Consider the following 18,806-nt stretch of genomic DNA (forward strand, 5'->3'; position numbering starts at 1 on the left):
TCGCGGTGACTGTGTGCGTTCATCTACATACGTACTGACCTCGGCGGGTTGTGCAACCCTTTCCCCGGTTTCTCCGTCTCATCGAACAGAGTGACCATGGAGCGACGGGAGTCTTTGCCCGAAGCCAGGGGGTAGCCGACCGGACGAGGACTGAGGGAGCACATGCCTGCCGAGAGCACGCCGGACGCCGGAATAGCCGGCGACGCCACCGCGACGGACCCGCACCGCAAGGCGAAGGGCCGCCGCCGCAAGCCGCGCGGAAAGGGGCGCACGGCCCTCCTCGTCACGGCCTGGACCGCCGGGGGCATCCTCGTGCTGGGCGGCACCGGAGTGGGCTACCTGTACTTCAAGCTCAACGGCAACCTCAAGAGCGTCGACATCAACCAGGCCCTCGGCACCGACCGGCCCGCGAAGGTCGACAACGGCTCGGAGAACATCCTGGTCCTCGGCTCGGACACCCGCTCCGGCGGGAACGGGAAACTGGGCGGCGGCGCCGACGACGGCAGTGCCCGCTCCGACACGGCGATGATCGTGCACCTCTACAAGGGCCACAAGAAGGCCGCCGTCGTCTCGGTGCCCCGCGACACCCTCGTCGACCGCCCCGAGTGCACCGACGCCAAGGGCGCCGTGCAGCCGGCGGCCTCCGGGGTGATGTTCAACTCCGCGTACTCCACCGGCGGCGCCACCTGCGCCGTGAAGACCGTCGAGTCGATCAGCGGTGTCCGCATGGACCACTACATCGAGGTGGACTTCTCCGGCTTCCAGAAGCTGATCGACGACCTCGGCGGCGTGCGGGTGACCACCACCAAGGACATCGCGGACAAGGACAGCCACCTCGACCTCCAGGCCGGCACGCACACGCTCGACGGCCGGCAGGCGCTCGGGCTCGTCCGCACCCGGCACGGTGTCGGCGACGGCTCCGACCTCGGCCGCATCCAGCTCCAGCAGGCCTTCGTGAAGGCCCTGGTCGCCCAGGTCAAGCAGATCGGCATCCTCACCAGCCCCACCAGACTGGTGGAACTCGCCGACACCGCGACCAGGACCGTCACCACCGACTCCGACCTGGGCTCCGTGAACAGCCTGGCGTCCTTCGCCGGCGGGCTGAAGGGCATCAGCTCCTCCCACATGGACATGGTCACGGTGCCGGTCCAGTACGACGCGACGAACCCCAACCGCGTGCTGCTGGAGAAGGCCAAGGCCCAGCTCGTGTGGGACGCCCTCAAGCACGACCGGCCGATTCCGGCGAGCGCGACGAAGGGAACGGCGAGCGGCCAGGCGGGCGGCGTGGTCTCCGCGTCCTGACCCCGGCCCGGCGGGGCGTCGCGCGGCCAGGGGAATAGATCACGTGTGCCCCCGGTTTTGGGGGATGCGGCCAGTCCTGGCAGACTGGTACGTCGGCTCCGGTTCACGCACCCGCATCCCGCGGCTGCGACCCGGCGCCCTCCCGAAACCTAGGAGACACCTTGAAGCGCGACATCCACCCCGCGTACGTCGAGACGCAGGTCAGCTGCACCTGCGGCGCGTCGTTCACCACCCGCAGCACGATCGAGTCCGGCACGATCCGGGCCGAGGTCTGCTCCGAGTGCCACCCGTTCTACACGGGCAAGCAGAAGATCCTCGACACCGGTGGCCGTGTGGCCCGCTTCGAGGCCCGCTTCGGCAAGGCTGCCGCTGCCAAGAAGTAGCGAGCCCACAGCGCCGGTCTCCGGCGCTCCCGTGCACGCATACGGGGGCGCCGGGACCGGCGCTTTGCGGTGCAGCCCACTCATTGTCGTACGTACGTCCCCCACGCCCCGCAGGGCGGGGACACCCCATGGGAGCCGGAGATGTTCGAGGCGGTCGAGGAACTGGTCGGGGAACACGCCGACCTCGAGAAGAAGCTCGCCGATCCGTCGGTCCACGCCGACCAGGCCAACGCGCGCAAGCTCAACAAGCGCTACGCCGAGCTGAGCCCGATCGTCGCCACGTACCGCTCCTGGAAGCAGGCCGGCGACGACATCGAGACCGCTCGGGAACTGGCCGCCGACGACCCGGACTTCGCCGCCGAGGTCAAGGACCTGGAGCGGCACCGCGAGGAGCTGACGGAGAAGCTGCGCCTCCTGCTCGTCCCGCGCGACCCCAGCGACGACAAGGACGTCATCCTCGAGATCAAGGCGGGCGCGGGCGGCGACGAGTCGGCCCTGTTCGCCGGCGACCTGCTGCGCATGTACCTGCGGTACGCCGAGCGCGTCGGCTGGAAGACCGAGATCATCGACTCCACCGAGTCCGAGCTCGGCGGCTACAAGGACGTCCAGGTCGCCGTGAAGACCCGCGGCCAGACGGAGCCCGGCCAGGGCGTGTGGGCCCGCCTGAAGTACGAGGGCGGTGTGCACCGCGTGCAGCGCGTGCCCGCGACCGAGTCCCAGGGCCGCATCCACACCTCCGCGGCCGGTGTGCTGGTGACCCCCGAGGCGGAGGAGGTCGACGTCGAGATCAGCCCCAACGACCTCCGCATCGACGTCTACCGCTCCTCCGGCCCCGGCGGCCAGTCCGTCAACACGACCGACTCCGCCGTGCGTATCACGCACCTGCCGACCGGGGTCGTCGCCTCCTGCCAGAACGAGAAGAGCCAGCTCCAGAACAAGCAGCAGGCGATGCGTATCCTGCGTTCCAGGCTGCTCGCCATGGCGCAGGAGGAGGCGGAGAAGGAGGCCGCCGCGGCCCGTCGCAGCCAGGTGCGCACCGTCGACCGCTCCGAGAAGATCCGCACGTACAACTTCCCCGAGAACCGCATCTCGGACCACCGGGTCGGCTTCAAGGCGTACAACCTGGACCAGGTCCTGGACGGCGACCTCGACGCGGTGATCCAGGCATGCGTCGACGCGGACTCGGCCGCCAAGCTCGCGGCCGCGTAAGCGCGAGCACGGCCCCCACCAGCACCGGACACCAGCTCAGCCCCGGAGGACCAGCGTGAACCTGCTGCTCGCGGAGGTGGCCCAGGCCACCCAGCGGCTGGCCGACGCCGGCGTGCCCTCGCCGCGCAACGACGCGGAGGAGCTCGCCGCGTTCGTGCACGGCGTCAAGCGAGGCGAGCTGCACTCCGTGAAGGACGCGGACTTCGACGCCCGCTACTGGGAGGTCATCGCCCGCCGCGAGGCACGCGAGCCCCTCCAGCACATCACCGGGCGCGCCTACTTCCGCTATCTGGAACTCCAGGTCGGTCCCGGCGTGTTCGTACCCCGTCCGGAGACCGAGTCGGTCGTCGGCTGGGCCATAGACGCCGTACGGGCCATGGACGTCGTCGAACCGCTGATCGTGGACCTGTGCACCGGCTCGGGCGCCATCGCGCTCGCCCTGGCGCAGGAGGTGCCGCGCTCACGCGTGCACGCCGTGGAGCTGTCCGAGGACGCCCTGCAGTGGACGCGCAAGAACATGCAGGGGTCGAGGGTCGACCTGCGCCAGGGGGACGCCCGTACGGCGTTCCCCGACCTCGACGGACAGGTCGACCTCGTGATCTCCAACCCGCCGTACATCCCGCTGACCGAATGGGAGTACGTCGCCCCGGAGGCCCGGGACTACGACCCGGAGCTGGCCCTGTTCTCGGGCGAGGACGGCCTCGACCTCATCCGCGGCCTGGAACGCACCGCGCACCGGCTGCTGCGCCCCGGCGGCGTCGTCGTCATCGAGCACGCCGACACCCAGGGCGGCCAGGTGCCATGGATCTTCACCGAGGAGCGGGGCTGGGCCGACGCGGCCGACCACCCCGACCTCAACAACCGCCCGCGCTTCGCGACCGCCCGCAAGGCACTGCCGTGAGCGCGCCCCAGCATCTCTTCCCTCAGCAGTACGCGTACGAGGAGGCCCTCTAGACATGGCACGGCGATACGACACCAACGACTCGACCGATCGCGCGACGGGTCTGCGCGAGGCCGCTTCCGCCGTCCGCCGTGGCGAACTCGTGGTGCTGCCGACCGACACCGTGTACGGCATCGGCGCCGACGCGTTCTCCTCGGAGGCCGTGGCCGACCTGCTCCAGGCCAAGGGCCGGGGCCGCAACATGCCCACGCCCGTTCTGATCGGCTCCCCGAACACCCTGCACGGCCTCGTCACCGATTTCTCCGAGATGGCCTGGGAGCTGGTGGACGCGTTCTGGCCGGGCGCGCTCACGCTGGTCGCACGCCATCAGCCGTCGCTCCAGTGGGACCTCGGGGACACCCGTGGCACCGTCGCCGTGCGCATGCCGCTGCACCCCGTCGCCATCGAGCTGCTGTTGGAGGTCGGACCCATGGCCGTCTCCTCCGCGAACCTGACCGGCCACCCGGCGCCGGAGAACTGCGACGCCGCGCAGGAGATGCTCGGCGACTCCGTCTCCGTGTACCTGGACGGCGGCCCGACCCCGGGCAACGTCCCGTCGTCGATCGTCGACGTCACGGGCAAGGTGCCGGTCCTGCTGCGCCAGGGAGCGCTGTCGGCGGAGGAGCTGCGCAAGGTCGTACCCGACCTCGAGGTGGCGAATTGACAGCCCCTGACTCCCCCGAGCCCGCGGCTGTCGTCGCGCTCTCGGTCTCGCTCGAGCGGGGGCACCCCCATGAGCAGGGGGGACCCCTATGCGTGGCATAGGCAACGGGGACGCGACGGGAGGCCCGGTGGAACCGGGCCTTTCGGCCGACGGCTTCCGTATCCTCCACGTCAGCACCGGCAACGTGTGCCGCTCGCCGATCACCGAGCGGCTGACCGTGCACTTCCTCGCGGACCGGCTCGGCTGTCCAGCGCCCGGCGTCGCCGGCAGGACCGCCATGGGCGGGCTGATCGTGGAGAGCGCGGGCACCTGGGGCCACGAGGGCGCGCCCATGGAGGCGAACGCGGAGGCGGTCCTCGCGGAGTTCGGCGCGGACGCCTCCGGCTTCGTCGGCCGGGAACTGCTGGACGAGCACGTCATCCGTGCCGACCTGGTCCTGACCGCGACCCGTGACCACCGGGCCCAGGTCATCTCGATGGGGCACTCGGCGGGCCTGCGCACCTTCACGCTGAAGGAGTTCACCCGTCTCGTACGGGCGATAGACCCCGCGACGCTGCCGCCCCTGGAGGACGGCGTCGTGGCCCGCGCCCGCGCCCTGGTGCGGGCGGCGGCGGCCCTGCGCGGCTGGCTGCTGGCGCCGACGGCGGAGGCCGACGAGGTGTACGACCCGTACGGGGCGCCGCTGACGTTCTTCCGCTCGATCGGGGACGAGATCCACCAGGCCCTGGACCCGGTGGTGACGGCCCTGACGGGGGTACCCGCACGGGCCTGACCCGGCGCCGGTGACGGGCTCGCCGGGGCCGTCCGCCGGGGCCCGGTGGTCGTGGCGACCGGGCGCCGCGGGGAGCGCGGGCCTACATTGGACGTACGTCCCCCACGCCCGGAGCCCCGGAGCCCACCATGGCGGTCACCCACACCACCGAGGCCGACGTCCTGCACCGGCAGGACCCCGAGCTGGCCGAGATCCTCCTCGGGGAAGTCGCCCGGCAGTCGACGACATTGCAGCTCATCGCCGCCGAGAACTTCGTCTCCCCGGCGGTGCTCGCCGTCCTCGGCTCCCCGCTCGTCAACAAGTACGCCGAGGGCTACCCCGGCGCCCGGCACCACGGCGGCTGCGAGATCGTCGACGTCGCCGAGCGCCTCGCGGTGGAGCGGGCCAAGGCGCTGTTCCGGGCAGAGCACGCCAATGTGCAGTCGCACTCGGGATCGTCCGCGGTGCTCGCCGCGTACGCCGCCCTGCTCAGGCCGGGCGACACCGTGCTCGCCCTCGGACTGCCGTACGGAGGGCACCTCACGCACGGCTCTCCCGCGAACTTCTCGGGCCGCTGGTTCGACTTCGTCGGCTACGGCGTCGAGGCCGAGTCCGGGCTCATGGACCATGTGCAGGTGCGCGCCCTGGCCCGTGCGCACCGCCCGAAGGCCATCGTGTGCGGGTCGATCGCCTACCCGCGCCATATCGACTACGCCTTCTTCCGGGAGGTCGCCGACGAGGTGGGGGCGTTCCTGATCGCCGACGCCGCGCATCCGATCGGTCTTGTCGCCGGGGGAGCGGCGCCCAGCCCGGTGCCGTTCGCCGACATCGTGTGCGCGACCACCCACAAGGTGCTGCGCGGCCCGCGCGGCGGAATGATCCTGTGCGGTGGCGAACTGGCCGAGCGCGTGGACCGGGCCGTCTTCCCGTTCACCCAGGCCGGCGCCCAGATGAACAGCATCGCCGCGAAGGCCGTCGCGTTCGGCGAGGCGGGGACCGCGGACTTCGGGGTGTACGCCCACCAGGTGGTGGCCAACGCCCGGATGCTCGCGACGGGTCTGGCCGCCGAGGGGCTGCACGTGACCACCGGCGGTACCGACACCCATCTGCTGACCGTCGATCCCGCCCCGCTGGGCGTCGACGGCCGCACGGCCCGGGGGCGGCTCGCGGCGGCCGGGATGGTCCTCGACATCTGCGCGCTGCCCCACGGTGACGCACCGGGGCTGCGCCTGGGCACGGCCGCGCTGACCACGCAGGGCATGCTCGAGGCGGAGATGGCGCGCGTCGCCGCCCTCCTCGGGGCCGTGCTGCGCGAGGAGGTGGACGCCAAGCGGGCGCGTGAAGAAGTGCGGGAGCTGACCGACGGATTTCCGCCGTATCCCGGCCGTTGAGGGGTACGGGGAGCGGCGTGCACAGGCACACGTGCAACCATCGTCGCTACCCGTGTGTCCTCAACCGTATGCACGCGAAGCTAGGGTGTGGGGCTGAGGACGCCCAGCGAGACTTGTGGGGAAGCCCGTGCGTGAATACCTGCTGACGCTCTGCATCACGGCCGCGGTGACGTATCTGCTGACAGGGCCGGTACGCAAGTTCGCGATCGTGGCCGGAGCCATGCCGGAGATCCGGGCCCGGGACGTGCACCGGGAACCGACACCCCGGCTCGGCGGTATCGCCATGTTCTTCGGCCTGTGCGCGGGCCTGCTGGTCGCCGACCACCTCAAGAACCTCAACGAGGTCTTCGCCAAGTCGAACGAGCCCCGGGCCCTGCTCTCCGGTGCCGCGCTGATCTGGCTGATCGGTGTGCTGGACGACAAGTTCGAGATCGACGCCCTGATCAAGCTGGGCGGTCAGATGATCGCCGCGGGTGTGATGGTCATGCAGGGTCTGACCATCCTGTGGCTGCCCGTCCCGGGTGTGGGTCTGGTCGCGCTCACCCAGTGGCAGGGCACCCTGCTGACCGTGGCCCTGGTCGTCATCACGATCAACGCGGTCAACTTCGTCGACGGCCTCGACGGCCTCGCCGCCGGCATGGTGTGCATCGCGGCCGCCGCGTTCTTCATGTACGCGTACCGCATCTGGTACGGCTACGGCCTGGAGGCCGCCGCCCCCGCGACCCTGTTCGCGGCCGTGCTGATGGGCATGTGCCTGGGCTTCCTGCCGCACAACATGCACCCGGCGCGGATCTTCATGGGCGACTCGGGGTCGATGCTGATCGGGCTGGTGCTCGCCGCGGGTGCCATCTCGGTCACCGGCCAGGTCGACCCGGACGCGATGAACCTCTTCTCCGGTTCCGAGCGTGCGACGGTGCACCAGACCGTCCCCGTCTACATCCCGCTGCTGCTCCCGCTGACGATCATCGCGGTCCCGGCCGCGGACCTGATCCTGGCGATCGTGCGCCGTACCTGGCGCGGTCAGTCGCCGTTCGCCGCCGACCGGGGGCATCTGCACCACCGGCTGCTGGAGATCGGGCATTCGCACAGCAGGGCCGTGCTCATCATGTACTTCTGGTCGGCGCTCATCGCCTTCGGCGCCCTGGCCTACTCGGTCAACTCGGCGTCCCTGTGGATCGTGCTCGGCATCGTCGCCCTGAGCGCGGTCGGTCTGGTGCTGCTCCTGCTGCCGAGGTTCACCCCGCGCGCCCCGCGCTGGGCCGAGTCCTTCGTGCCGCCCCGCTACCGCCGCGGGCGCCGGACGGGGGCCGGGCCGGTGTCTGCCGAGTCGTGCGAGGAAGGCCTGGAGCCGGCGGCCGGGGAGCCGCACCGCACCCCGGTGGGCGCGGGTGTCTCAGGAGTCAACGGGGCCACAGCGCTCGGCTCCCGTGCGCGTCTGGAGCGGCGCGGGGCCGAGTCCTCGCGCTGACGCCCAAGGTAAGAATCTGACTAATGCGTTGCCAATTCGTGGGGGTGCATAGCGCCCCAATACCAGACAAGTGGGCGGCTCAACCGCACAGACGCGCAGGTTCACTCTCATGTGTGACTGCAGGCACACCCTCTAGGTAAAGACCGCATCAAATAGTTTGTGATACGGTTCACGAGAACCCCGGGATAGAGCCGAAGGGCCCCTCTGTGGTGACCCCTCGGCGTGAGGTCCCCGCTCGGCCCGGGACTACGCTCGTCCATGACGACACCCTGCCCCCTTCAGTAAGCGGAGTTGCCGCCATGCCCTCCAATGACGCCCGGAACCTTCTGCAGACCGCTGCGCCCACAGCGGCCGTCGGCGTGATCGCCGTCGCCGTCAGTGGTGCGGTCGCCGGGGGCAAGGGAGCGCTGGGTGCGGCTGTCGGCACGGTGCTCGCCCTTGTCTTCATGGGGGTCGGCCTCTACGTCCTTCAGTGGACGGCAAAAACGCTCCCGCAGCTGTTCCAGGCCATGGGGCTGATGTTGTATGCCGCTCAGCTCCTGCTGCTCCTGATCTTCGTGGCTCTCTTCAAGGGCACTTCTCTCTTCGATCCGAAGACGTTCGCGATCGCACTCGTGATCGCGACGGTCGTGTGGATGGCGGCGCAGGCACGTGCGCACCTGAAGGCCAAGATCTTCTACATTGACCCGGACGCCCAGAAGAGTGAGAAGCCCGAGAAGACAGGGTCAACATCGTGAGGGGTAGGGCCGGGATAAAGACGTGCGGGAGATCCTGCTATCGTCCGGTGCCAACTGCGGCATCGCGGGCGCGGGCATCTGAGCTGACGCCTGCTCAATCGCGAGGCTTGATCCCCGAAGGCCGCCCCCACATCCGTATCACCAGTCCGGTGCCGATCCGCGGCTGCGCGCCGCGCCGACACAACGAGGTTGCCGTACCTATGCGTCACGCCGAAGGAGCCCGCGGTGAGTGCTGACCAGACCCAGCTCGCCTTTGACTGGAGTTGCCGGATCCTGTCCGACAACGGGTGCGGCTTCCCGGCTCCGGGCCTGCACTCCTTCCTGTTCAAGCCGATCGCCACGGTCGGCGGGTTCGAGTTCAACAAGGTGATGCTGCTCGCGCTCATCTCCACCGTGCTCGTCGTCGGGTTCTTCTGGGCGGCCTTCGGCAACGCCAAGGTCGTCCCGGGCAAGCTCCAGATGGTCGGCGAGGCCGGTTACGACTTCGTGCGCCGCAGCATCGTGTACGAGACGCTCGGCAAGCGCGAGGGCGAGAAGTGGGTGCCGCTCATGGTCTCCCTCTTCTTCTTCATCTGGATCATCAACATCTGGTCCGTGATCCCGCTGGCGCAGTTCCCGGTCGCCTCGGTCTTCTCCTTCCCCGTCGTCCTGGCCGCGCTGGTCTGGATCCTCTGGGTCGGGCTGACCTTCAAGCGCCACGGCTTCGTCGGCTTCTTCAAGAACGTGACGGGCTACGACAAGTCGCTCGGCGCGGTGCTGCCGCTCGTCATGGTCATCGAGTTCTTCTCGAACCTCTTCGTCCGCCCGTTCACGCACGCGGTGCGACTCTTCGCCAACATGTTCGCCGGTCACCTGATGCTGGTGATGTTCACCGTCGCCTCCTGGTACCTGCTGAACAGCTGGATGATCCCGGCCGCCGGTGTCTCCTTCGTGATGACCATGGCCATGATCCTCTTCGAGCTTTTCGTGCAGGTCGTCCAGGCGTACGTCTTCGTACTGCTGGCCTGCTCGTACATTCAGGGCGCTCTCGCCGAGCACCACTGAGCCCCTCCCACACCCCCCGGTCGTCCGGTGGCCAACCCCCACCGGTCCGTAAAGAGAAGGAAGATTCAGCATGGCTGCCACTGAGACCCTCGCCGCTGTCTCCGGTTCCATCGGTTCCGTCGGTTACGGCCTCGCGGCTATCGGCCCCGGCATCGGCGTCGGCATCATCTTCGGCAACGGCACCCAGGCCCTGGCCCGCCAGCCCGAGGCCGCCGGTCTGATCCGTGCCAACCAGATCCTGGGCTTCGCCTTCTGTGAGGCGCTCGCCCTCATCGGCATCGTCATGCCGTTCGTGTTCGGTGTGAAGTAAGACCTCCGTACCGACACGTATCGACGAAAGGCACTGATGTGATCGCCAACCTGGCACAGCTGGCGGCCGAGGAGACCGGGCAGAACCCGCTCATCCCGGCCGGCCCCGAGCTGCTCGTCGGCACCATCGCCTTCGCCATCGTGTTCTTCTTCTTCTGGAAGAAGCTGCTTCCGAACATCAACAAGGTTCTGGAGGAGCGTCGCGCGGCGATCGAAGGCGGTATCGAAGAGGCCGACGCCATGAAGGTCGAGGCCCAGAGCGTGCTCGAGCAGTACAAGGCTCAGCTCGCCGAAGCCCGGCACGAGGCCGCGCGGCTGCGCCAGGAGGCGCAGGAGCAGGGCGCCACGCTCATCGCCGAGATGCGCGCGGAAGGCCAGCGGCAGCGCGAGGAGATCATCGCCGCCGGTCACGCGCAGATCGAGGCCGACCGCAAGGCCGCCGCTCACGCGCTGCGGCAGGACGTCGGCCGGCTGGCCACCGAGCTGGCCGGCAAGCTCGTCGGCGAGTCCCTCGAGGACCACGCCCGGCAGAGCCGCGTGATCGACCGCTTCCTCGACGGGCTCGATGAGGCCGCTTCGAAGGCCGAGGCCGCACGATGAACGGAGCGAGCCGCGAGGCCCTGGCGGCCGCACGCGAGCGTCTCGACGCGCTGACGGACAACACGTCCGTGGACGCGGGGCAACTCGCCGACGAGCTGGCCGCCGTCACCGCGCTGCTCGACCGCGAGGCCGGCCTGCGCCGGGTCCTCACCGACCCGGCACAGCCGGCCGAGGCCAAGGCCGAGCTGGTCCAGCGCCTGCTGGGCAGCCAGGTCACCGGGCCGGTCGTGGACCTGGTGGCGGGCATGGCCCGCTCGCGCTGGTCCCAGCCGCGCGACCTGGTCGACGCGCTGGAGGAGCTGGCGAACCTCGCCGACCTCACCGCCGCCGAGAAGGCGGGCGCGCTGGACGACGTCGAGGACGAGCTGTTCCGGTTCGGCCGGATCATCTCCTCCAACACGGAGCTGCGCGCCGCGCTCACGGACCGTACCGCGGGCGCCGCGGCAAAGACCGAGCTGCTGCACCGGCTGCTCGGCGGTCGCGCCAACGTCACCACCGAGCGTCTGGTGCAGCGCCTTGTGACTGCGCCGCGGGGACGTAGCCTGGAGTCGGGAATCGAGTCCCTGTCCAAGCTGGCCGCGGAGCGCCGGAACAGGATGGTCGCCGTCGTCACTTCGGCGGTCCCGCTGAGCGACACGCAGAAGCGGCGCCTCGGCGCGGCACTGGCCAAGATCTACGGCCGGCCGATGCACCTCAACCTGGACGTGGACCCCGAGGTCCTCGGCGGGATCCGGGTGCAGGTCGGTGACGAGGTGATCAACGGGTCGATCGCTGACCGACTCGAGGAAGCCGGCCGCCGCCTGGCGAGCTAGCAGCAACTCCATACGCAGTACTACGGCCCGAGTTGGGCCGTGCAGAGGATTCCTGGGGGTCGCCCCCAGACCCCCACAGAAACTTCGGGCCCAACAAGGAGAGCAGGGAACCCAGATGGCGGAGCTCACGATCCGGCCGGAGGAGATCCGGGACGCGCTGGAGAACTTTGTCCAGACGTACAAGCCGGACGCGGCCTCGCGCGAGGAGGTCGGTACGGTCACCCTTGCCGGCGACGGCATCGCGAAGGTCGAGGGCCTGCCCTCGGCCATGGCCAACGAACTGCTGAAGTTCGAGGACGGCACCCTCGGCCTCGCCCTCAACCTCGAGGAGCGCGAGATCGGTGCCATCGTCCTCGGTGAGTTCAGCGGCATCGAGGAGGGCCAGCCGGTGCACCGCACCGGTGAGGTGCTCTCCGTTGCGGTCGGCGAGGGCTACCTCGGCCGTGTTGTCGACCCGCTCGGCAACCCGATCGACGGCCTCGGCGAGATCGAGACCGACGGCCGCCGCGCCCTCGAGCTGCAGGCCCCCACGGTCATGCAGCGCAAGTCGGTGCACGAGCCGATGGAGACCGGCTACAAGGCCGTCGACGCGATGACCCCGATCGGCCGTGGTCAGCGCCAGCTGATCATCGGTGACCGCCAGACCGGCAAGACCGCCCTGGCCGTCGACACGATCATCAACCAGCGCGACAACTGGCGCTCGGGCGACCCGAAGAAGCAGGTCCGCTGCATCTACGTCGCCGTCGGCCAGAAGGGCTCCACCATCGCGTCCGTGCGCGGCGCACTGGAGGAGGCCGGCGCGCTCGAGTACACGACGATCGTCGCCGCCCCGGCGTCCGACCCGGCGGGCTTCAAGTACCTCGCGCCCTACACCGGTTCGGCCATCGGCCAGCACTGGATGTACCAGGGCAAGCACGTCCTGATCATCTTCGACGACCTGTCCAAGCAGGCCGACGCCTACCGCGCCGTGTCCCTGCTGCTGCGCCGCCCGCCGGGCCGCGAGGCCTACCCGGGTGACGTCTTCTACCTGCACTCCCGTCTCCTGGAGCGCTGCGCCAAGCTCTCCGACGAGATGGGTGCCGGCTCGATGACCGGTCTGCCGATCGTCGAGACCAAGGCCAACGACGTCTCGGCGTTCATCCCGACCAACGTCATCTCCATCACCGACGGCCAGTGCTTCCTGGAGTCCGACCTGTTCAACGCCGGCCAGCGCCCGGCCCTGAACGTCGGTATCTCGGTCTCCCGCGTCGGTGGCTCCGCCCAGCACAAGGCGATGCGCCAGGTCTCCGGCCGTCTGCGCGTGGACCTCGCCCAGTTCCGTGAGCTGGAGGCGTTCGCCGCCTTCGGTTCCGACCTGGACGCCGCGTCGAAGGCGCAGCTGGAGCGCGGTCAGCGCATGGTCGAGCTGCTGAAGCAGCCGCAGTACCAGCCGATGGCCACCGAGGACCAGGTCGTCTCCATCTGGGCCGGTACCAACGGCCGTATGGACGACGTTCCGGTCGCCGACATCCGGCGCTTCGAGCGTGAGCTCCTGGACTTCCTGCACCGCAAGCACCAGGGCCTCATGACCTCCATCAAGGAGGGCGCCAAGATGTCGGACGACACCATCCAGGCGATCGACGACGCCGTCGCCGAGTTCAAGAAGCAGTTCGAGACCTCGGACGGCAAGCTGCTCGGCGAGGACGTTCCTGCCGCTGCCGCCAAGTGACGTAAGGAAGGGACCTGACTCATGGGAGCCCAGCTCCGGGTCTACAAGCGTCGCATCCGATCCGTCAGCGCGACCAAGAAGATCACGAAGGCGATGGAGATGATCGCCGCCTCGCGCGTCGTCAAGGCGCAGCGCAAGGTGGCGGCCTCCACGCCGTACGCGACCGAGCTCACCCGCGCGGTCACGGCGGTCGGCACCGGCTCGAACACCAAGCACCCGCTGACCACGCAGGCCGAGACGGTGACGCGGTCCGCGGTGCTGCTCCTGACGAGCGACCGTGGTCTGGCCGGCGCATTCAACTCCAACGCGATCAAGGCGGCGGAGCAGCTGACCGAGCGGCTGGAGCGCGAGGGCAAGCAGGTCGACACGTACATCGTCGGCCGTCGCGGTGTCGCCCACTACAACTTCCGCGAGCGCAAGATCGCGGAGTCGTGGACGGGCTTCACGGACGAGCCGACGTACGCGGACGCCAAGAAGGTCGCGGCTCCGCTGATCGAGGCCATCGAGAACGAGACGGCGAACGGCGGCGTGGATGAACTCCACATCGTCTACACCGAGTTCGTCTCGATGATGACGCAGACGGCGGTCGACGCCCGCCTGCTGCCGCTCAGCCTCGAGGAGGTGGCACAGGAGGCGCCCAAGGGCGAGATCCTGCCGCTCTACGAGTTCGAGCCGTCGGCGGAGGACGTCCTCGACGCCCTGCTGCCGCGCTATGTGGAGAGCCGTATCTACAACGCGCTGCTCCAGTCGGCCGCTTCGAAGCACGCCGCCACGCGGCGCGCGATGAAGTCGGCCACCGACAACGCCGGAGACCTCATCGAGAACCTCACCCGGCTTGCCAACGCGGCCCGCCAGGCCGAAATCACCCAGGAAATCAGCGAGATCGTCGGTGGCGCCAGTGCCCTGGCCGACGCGACCGCGGGGAGTGACTACTAATGACCACCACTGTTGAGACGGCCACGGCGACGGGCCGCGTCGCGCGGGTCATCGGCCCGGTCGTCGACGTGGAGTTCCCCGTCGACGCGATGCCGGACATGTACAACGCCCTTCACGTCGAGGTCGCCGACCCGGCGAACGCGGGCGAGAAGAAGACGCTGACCCTCGAGGTCGCCCAGCACCTGGGCGACGGCCTGGTCCGCGCCATCTCCATGCAGCCCACCGACGGTCTGGTCCGCCAGGCCTCGGTGACGGACACGGGCGCCCCGATCTCCGTCCCGGTCGGCGACTTCACCAAGGGCAAGGTGTTCAACACCATCGGTGAAGTCCTGAACGTGGACGAGAAGTACGAGGGCGAGCGCTGGCCGATCCACCGCAAGGCTCCGAACTTCGACCAGCTCGAGTCGAAGACCGAGATGTTCGAGACCGGCGTCAAGGTCATCGACCTGCTGACCCCGTACGTCAAGGGCGGCAAGATCGGTCTGTTCGGCGGTGCCGGCGTCGGCAAGACGGTGCTCATCCAGGAGATGATCTACCGTGTCGCCAACAACCACGACGGCGTCTCCGTGTTCGCCGGTGTCGGTGAGCGCACCCGTGAGGGCAACGACCTCATCGAGGAGATGAGCGACTCGGGCGTCATCGACAAGACCGCTCTGGTCTTCGGCCAGATGGACGAGCCCCCGGGCACCCGTCTGCGCGTGGCCCTCGCGGGCCTGACGATGGCGGAGTACTTCCGCGACGTCCAGAAGCAGGACGTGCTGTTCTTCATCGACAACATCTTCCGCTTCACGCAGGCCGGCTCCGAGGTCTCCACCCTGCTCGGCCGTATGCCGTCCGCGGTGGGTTACCAGCCGAACCTGGCCGACGAGATGGGTCTCCTCCAGGAGCGCATCACCTCGACCCGCGGTCACTCGATCACCTCGATGCAGGCGATCTACGTCCCCGCCGACGACCTGACCGACCCGGCCCCGGCCACCACGTTCGCCCACCTCGACGCGACGACGGTTCTGTCCCGTCCGATCTCGGAGAAGGGCATCTACCCGGCCGTGGACCCGCTGGACTCCACGTCCCGCATCCTGGACCCGCGTTACATCGCGCAGGACCACTACGACGCCGCCATGCGCGTCAAGACGATCCTGCAGAAGTACAAGGACCTCCAGGACATCATCGCGATCCTCGGTATCGACGAGCTGGGCGAGGAGGACAAGCTCGTCGTCCACCGGGCCCGTCGTGTGGAGCGCTTCCTGTCCCAGAACACCCACGTCGCCAAGCAGTTCACCGGCGTCGACGGGTCGGACGTCCCGCTGGAGGAGTCGATCGCGGCCTTCAACGCGATCATCGACGGCGAGTACGACCACTTCCCGGAGCAGGCGTTCTTCATGTGCGGTGGTATCGACGACCTGAAGAAGAACGCGAAGGAGCTGGGCGTCTCCTGACGGTCGCCTGACGCGGGCCCGAACCGGGCCCGTGACAGGTACCGCCTCTTGGTGAGAGGGGTGGAGAAGCATCCGCGCGGGCTTGTCCCGTGGGGTGCGGTCCGCCCCTCTCCTCACGCCTACTAGAATTCAGACCAACACCCGGCGCCCGCCGGGTGGTGACCCGAGGAGCCTCTCTTGGCTGCTGAGCTGCACGTCGAGCTGGTCGCCGCCGACCGCCAGGTCTGGTCCGGCGAGGCCACCCTGGTCGTGGCGCGCACCACGTCCGGCGACATCGGCGTCATGCCCGGTCACCAGCCGCTGCTCGGTGTGCTGGAGTCGGGCCCGGTGACCATCCGTACGAGTGATGGTGGGACGGTCGTCGCCGCGGTGCACGGCGGTTTCATCTCGTTCGCGGACGACAAGCTGTCGTTGCTGGCCGAGATCGCCGAGCTGGCGGACGAGATCGATGTCCAGCGCGCGCAGCGGGAGCTCGAGCGCGCGAAGGCGGAGGGCGACGCCCTCGCCGAGCGTCGCGCGGAGGTCCGACTGCGTGCGGTGTCGGCCCACTGACCGTGGGGGTACCTCCCAGGCCCTTCGGGCACTGGGGGAGCGCCGTGTGAAGACGTGCCTCAGCCGCGGCTGGGACCGGAGCGATCCGGCCCCGGCCGCGGCTGAGGCGAATCCGGGTGTTTTTTCCGTTCCGTTACCTAGGAGACGAGGAGGTCGGTGTCGATGGTCCTCGCTCTGAGTGCGTGCGGATTGGTTGTGGCACTCGTGGTGCTGGGGCTGTTCGTCTTCGGCCTCCGGCGCCGGCTCATCCAGCGGTCGGGCGGCACCTTCGACTGCAGTCTGCGGTGGAACGTCCCCGAGGAACCCGACACCAGCGGCAAGGGCTGGGGCTACGGCATCGCCCGCTACAACGGCGACCGCATCGAGTGGTTCCGTGTCTTCTCGTACGCGCCGCGCCCGCGCCGGGTCCTGGAGCGCTCGGCGATCGAGGTGGCCGGCCGGCGCGCCCCCGAGGGCGAGGAGGAGCTGGCGCTGCTCTCCGACGCGGTGATCCTCGCCTGCCACCACCGGGGCACCCGCCTGGAACTGGCGATGAGCGAGGACGCGCTCACCGGGTTCCTGGCATGGCTGGAGGCAGCGCCGCCCGGACAACGAGTGAATGTGGCGTAGCCACATTCACTCGTTGTGTCATCCCTCGGGCAGGGTTACGACAGACCGTTGCTCAGGGCACTCACCAGCTCGCCGTTGCCGGTGTCTCCGCTGAACTCCCAGAAGAAGGCGCCGCCCAGGCCCTGGGATTTGGCCCACGCCATCTTCGTACCGATGGTGGCCGGGGTGTCGTACGACCACCAGTTGCTGCCGCAGTGCGCGTACGCCGTGCCCGCGACCGTGCCGGTGGCGGGGCAGGACGTCTTGAGCACCTTGTAGTCCTCGATGCCCTGCTCGTACGTGCCGGCCGCCGGCCCCGTGGCCGTGCCGCCCGGGGTGTCCTGGGTGACGCCGGTCCAGCCGCGGCCGTAGAAGCCGATGCCGACGAGCAGCTTGCTCGCGGGCACCCCGGTCGCCTTGTACTTGGCGATCGCGTCGGCCGTGGTGAAGCCCGCCTTCGGGATGCCGCTGTACGAGGTCAGCGGGGAGTGCGGGGCCGTGGGGCCCTGGGCGTCCCAGGCGCCGAAGAAGTCGTACGTCATGACGTTGTACCAGTTGACGTACTGTGCGGCGCCCGCGTAGTCGGCCGCCTCGATCTTGCCGCCCGAGGAGCCGTCGGCGGTGACGGCCGCGGTGACCAGGGCGGAGGAGCCGAACTTGGCGCGCAGTGCGGCCATCACGTTCTTGAAGGCCGCGGCCCCGCTGGTGTCGCAGGACAGACCGCAGGCGTTCGGGTACTCCCAGTCGATGTCGATGCCGTCGAAGACGTCGGCCCAGCGGGGGTCCTTCACCATGTCGTAGCAGGACTGGGCGAAGGCGGCCGGGTTCTTGGCCGCGTCCGCGAAGCCGCCGGACCAGGTCCAGCCGCCGAATGACCACAGCACCTTGATGTTCGGGTACTTGGCCTTCAGCTGGCGCAGCTGGTTGAAGTTGCCGCGCAGCGGCTGGTCCCAGGTGTCGGCGACGCCGCTGACGGACTGGTCGGCGGTGAACGCCTTGTCGTAGTCGGCGTACGAGTCGCCGATCGCGCACTTGCCGCCGGTGACGTTGCCGAAGGCGTAGTTGATGTGCGTGATCTTCGCGGCGGAGCCGGACGTCACCAGGTTCTTGACGTTGTAGTTGCGGCCGTAGATGCCCCACTCGGTGAAGTAGCCGAGCTTGACCGCGGATCCGGAGGGCGGGGGCGGGTTGGTGCCACCGCCGGTGGTGTGCACGGCGACCGCGGCGCTGACCGGGCCGGTCTGGTCGGCGGTGTCACGGGCCTGCACGGTGTACGAGTAGTCGGTGCCGGCGGTCAGACCGGTGTCCGTGTACGAGGTGGTCGTCACGGTGGCGACCGTCCTGCCGTCGCGCAGGACGTCGTAGTTCTTGACGCCCTTGTCGTCGGTGGCCGCCGCCCACGACAGCTTCACCGAGGTGTCGGTGACGCCGGACGCGGTGGGAGTGCCCGGTGCGGAGGGCGGGTTGTCGCCGGGGACGGTGGTTCCGCCGTCGCAGCCGCCGCCGTTGAGCTTGCAGTTGGAGGGGGCGCCGGAGCCCGCGCCGTTGAAGCCGAAGGAGACGGAGGCGCCCGGGGCGAGGGTGCCGTTGTAGGACTTGTTCCTGGCGGTCCAGTGGTTCCCGGAGTTGGTGACGTCCGCGTCCCACGCGGAGGTGACCGAGGTACCGGAGGGGAAGTCCCACTCGATCGTCCACGAGCTGATCGCGGCGGTCCCGGTGTTCTTGACGGTCCACTTGCCCTCGAAGCCGGTGCCCCAGTCCTGGGTCTTGGCGTAGGTGGCGGTGGCCGACGTGGCATCCGCCGCGGCCGGGGCCGGGCTTGCCAGGCCGACCAGCCCGGCCAGCGGGAGCAACAGGGTCGCGAACCCTGCCGCGGCTCTGTGTCTGAAGCGCATGCTGCGCCTCCTCTTGTCGATGTGCGCCGCAGTGGCGTCACAGCCGGTGTCGTGGGCATGACTGAGCCTTCAGCCCACAGT

Annotated in this window: 19 protein-coding genes; 18 read left to right on the plus strand and 1 reads right to left on the minus strand. The window is 69.3% G+C overall.

Going from position 1 to position 18,806, the window contains the following annotated elements; translation table 11 throughout:
- Positions 1-162: 162 nt before the first annotated feature.
- The 18 genes from ABZ823_RS24380 to ABZ823_RS24465 all read left to right on the plus strand — a co-directional run bounded on the left by ABZ823_RS24380 (position 163) and on the right by ABZ823_RS24465 (position 16,851).
- Positions 163-1,302: an LCP family protein gene (locus ABZ823_RS24380; RefSeq protein ID WP_361664135.1), complete on the plus strand. Its 1,140-nt coding sequence runs from the start codon at positions 163-165 to the stop codon at positions 1,300-1,302.
- A gap of 161 nt (positions 1,303-1,463) precedes the next feature.
- Positions 1,464-1,685 (plus strand): 50S ribosomal protein L31, encoded by a 222-nt coding sequence (gene rpmE / locus ABZ823_RS24385; RefSeq protein WP_103838593.1) that lies wholly within the window; start codon positions 1,464-1,466, stop codon positions 1,683-1,685.
- Between the two features lie 141 nt (positions 1,686-1,826).
- Complete coding sequence (gene prfA / locus ABZ823_RS24390; RefSeq protein WP_361664138.1) at positions 1,827-2,894, plus strand: peptide chain release factor 1; 1,068 nt, start codon at positions 1,827-1,829, stop codon at positions 2,892-2,894.
- A gap of 55 nt (positions 2,895-2,949) precedes the next feature.
- Entirely contained in the window at positions 2,950-3,795 is an 846-nt protein-coding gene (prmC, locus tag ABZ823_RS24395; RefSeq protein WP_361664141.1) for a peptide chain release factor N(5)-glutamine methyltransferase, read from the plus strand.
- A 55-nt stretch (positions 3,796-3,850) separates the two neighbouring features.
- Positions 3,851-4,498 (plus strand): L-threonylcarbamoyladenylate synthase, encoded by a 648-nt coding sequence (locus ABZ823_RS24400; protein ID WP_361664144.1) that lies wholly within the window; start codon positions 3,851-3,853, stop codon positions 4,496-4,498.
- A gap of 88 nt (positions 4,499-4,586) precedes the next feature.
- Positions 4,587-5,270 carry a protein-tyrosine-phosphatase gene (locus tag ABZ823_RS24405; protein WP_361664147.1) on the plus strand — a complete coding sequence of 228 codons (684 nt, stop codon included), beginning with the start codon at positions 4,587-4,589 and terminating at the stop codon, positions 5,268-5,270.
- A gap of 128 nt (positions 5,271-5,398) precedes the next feature.
- Positions 5,399-6,640, plus strand: a complete 1,242-nt coding sequence (gene glyA / locus ABZ823_RS24410) for a serine hydroxymethyltransferase (RefSeq protein WP_361664149.1) — start codon at positions 5,399-5,401, stop codon at positions 6,638-6,640.
- A 127-nt stretch (positions 6,641-6,767) separates the two neighbouring features.
- On the plus strand, positions 6,768-8,108 hold the full coding sequence (locus ABZ823_RS24415; RefSeq protein WP_361664152.1) for an MraY family glycosyltransferase: 1,341 nt from the start codon (positions 6,768-6,770) through the stop codon (positions 8,106-8,108).
- A gap of 299 nt (positions 8,109-8,407) precedes the next feature.
- Complete coding sequence (locus ABZ823_RS24420; protein ID WP_361664155.1) at positions 8,408-8,845, plus strand: hypothetical protein; 438 nt, start codon at positions 8,408-8,410, stop codon at positions 8,843-8,845.
- Positions 8,846-9,118: 273 nt separating this feature from the next.
- Positions 9,119-9,889 (plus strand): F0F1 ATP synthase subunit A, encoded by a 771-nt coding sequence (gene atpB, locus ABZ823_RS24425; RefSeq protein ID WP_361664339.1) that lies wholly within the window; start codon positions 9,119-9,121, stop codon positions 9,887-9,889.
- Between the two features lie 70 nt (positions 9,890-9,959).
- Complete coding sequence (gene atpE / locus ABZ823_RS24430) at positions 9,960-10,199, plus strand: ATP synthase F0 subunit C (RefSeq protein ID WP_361664158.1); 240 nt, start codon at positions 9,960-9,962, stop codon at positions 10,197-10,199.
- Between the two features lie 38 nt (positions 10,200-10,237).
- On the plus strand, positions 10,238-10,798 hold the full coding sequence (locus tag ABZ823_RS24435; protein ID WP_361664160.1) for a F0F1 ATP synthase subunit B: 561 nt from the start codon (positions 10,238-10,240) through the stop codon (positions 10,796-10,798).
- The gene (locus ABZ823_RS24440) at positions 10,795-11,610 is read left to right on the plus strand and encodes a F0F1 ATP synthase subunit delta (RefSeq protein ID WP_361664163.1); all 816 of its coding nucleotides are present in this window, start codon (positions 10,795-10,797) and stop codon (positions 11,608-11,610) included. The genes ABZ823_RS24435 and ABZ823_RS24440 overlap by 4 nt, the downstream gene beginning before the upstream one ends.
- A gap of 115 nt (positions 11,611-11,725) precedes the next feature.
- A complete protein-coding gene (gene atpA / locus ABZ823_RS24445; protein WP_361664166.1) occupies positions 11,726-13,318 on the plus strand; it encodes a F0F1 ATP synthase subunit alpha in 1,593 nt (530 codons plus the stop codon).
- A gap of 21 nt (positions 13,319-13,339) precedes the next feature.
- Complete coding sequence (locus ABZ823_RS24450) at positions 13,340-14,254, plus strand: F0F1 ATP synthase subunit gamma (protein ID WP_361664169.1); 915 nt, start codon at positions 13,340-13,342, stop codon at positions 14,252-14,254.
- Entirely contained in the window at positions 14,254-15,690 is a 1,437-nt protein-coding gene (gene atpD / locus ABZ823_RS24455) for a F0F1 ATP synthase subunit beta (protein ID WP_361664172.1), read from the plus strand. The genes ABZ823_RS24450 and atpD overlap by 1 nt, the downstream gene beginning before the upstream one ends.
- Before the next feature lie 177 nt (positions 15,691-15,867).
- Entirely contained in the window at positions 15,868-16,242 is a 375-nt protein-coding gene (locus ABZ823_RS24460) for a F0F1 ATP synthase subunit epsilon (protein ID WP_361664175.1), read from the plus strand.
- 162 nt (positions 16,243-16,404) lie between these two features.
- Entirely contained in the window at positions 16,405-16,851 is a 447-nt protein-coding gene (locus ABZ823_RS24465; RefSeq protein WP_361664178.1) for a DUF2550 domain-containing protein, read from the plus strand.
- 35 nt (positions 16,852-16,886) lie between these two features.
- Here the strand turns inward: ABZ823_RS24465 and ABZ823_RS24470 are convergent, their stop codons facing one another.
- Positions 16,887-18,725, minus strand: a complete 1,839-nt coding sequence (locus ABZ823_RS24470) for a glycoside hydrolase family 18 chitinase (RefSeq protein ID WP_361664181.1) — start codon at positions 18,723-18,725, stop codon at positions 16,887-16,889.
- Between the last annotated feature and the right edge of the window lie 81 nt (positions 18,726-18,806).

The sequence above is a fragment of the Streptomyces sp. NPDC047079 genome (genome assembly GCF_040643755.1).
In the GTDB taxonomy this organism is placed as follows: domain Bacteria; phylum Actinomycetota; class Actinomycetes; order Streptomycetales; family Streptomycetaceae; genus Streptomyces.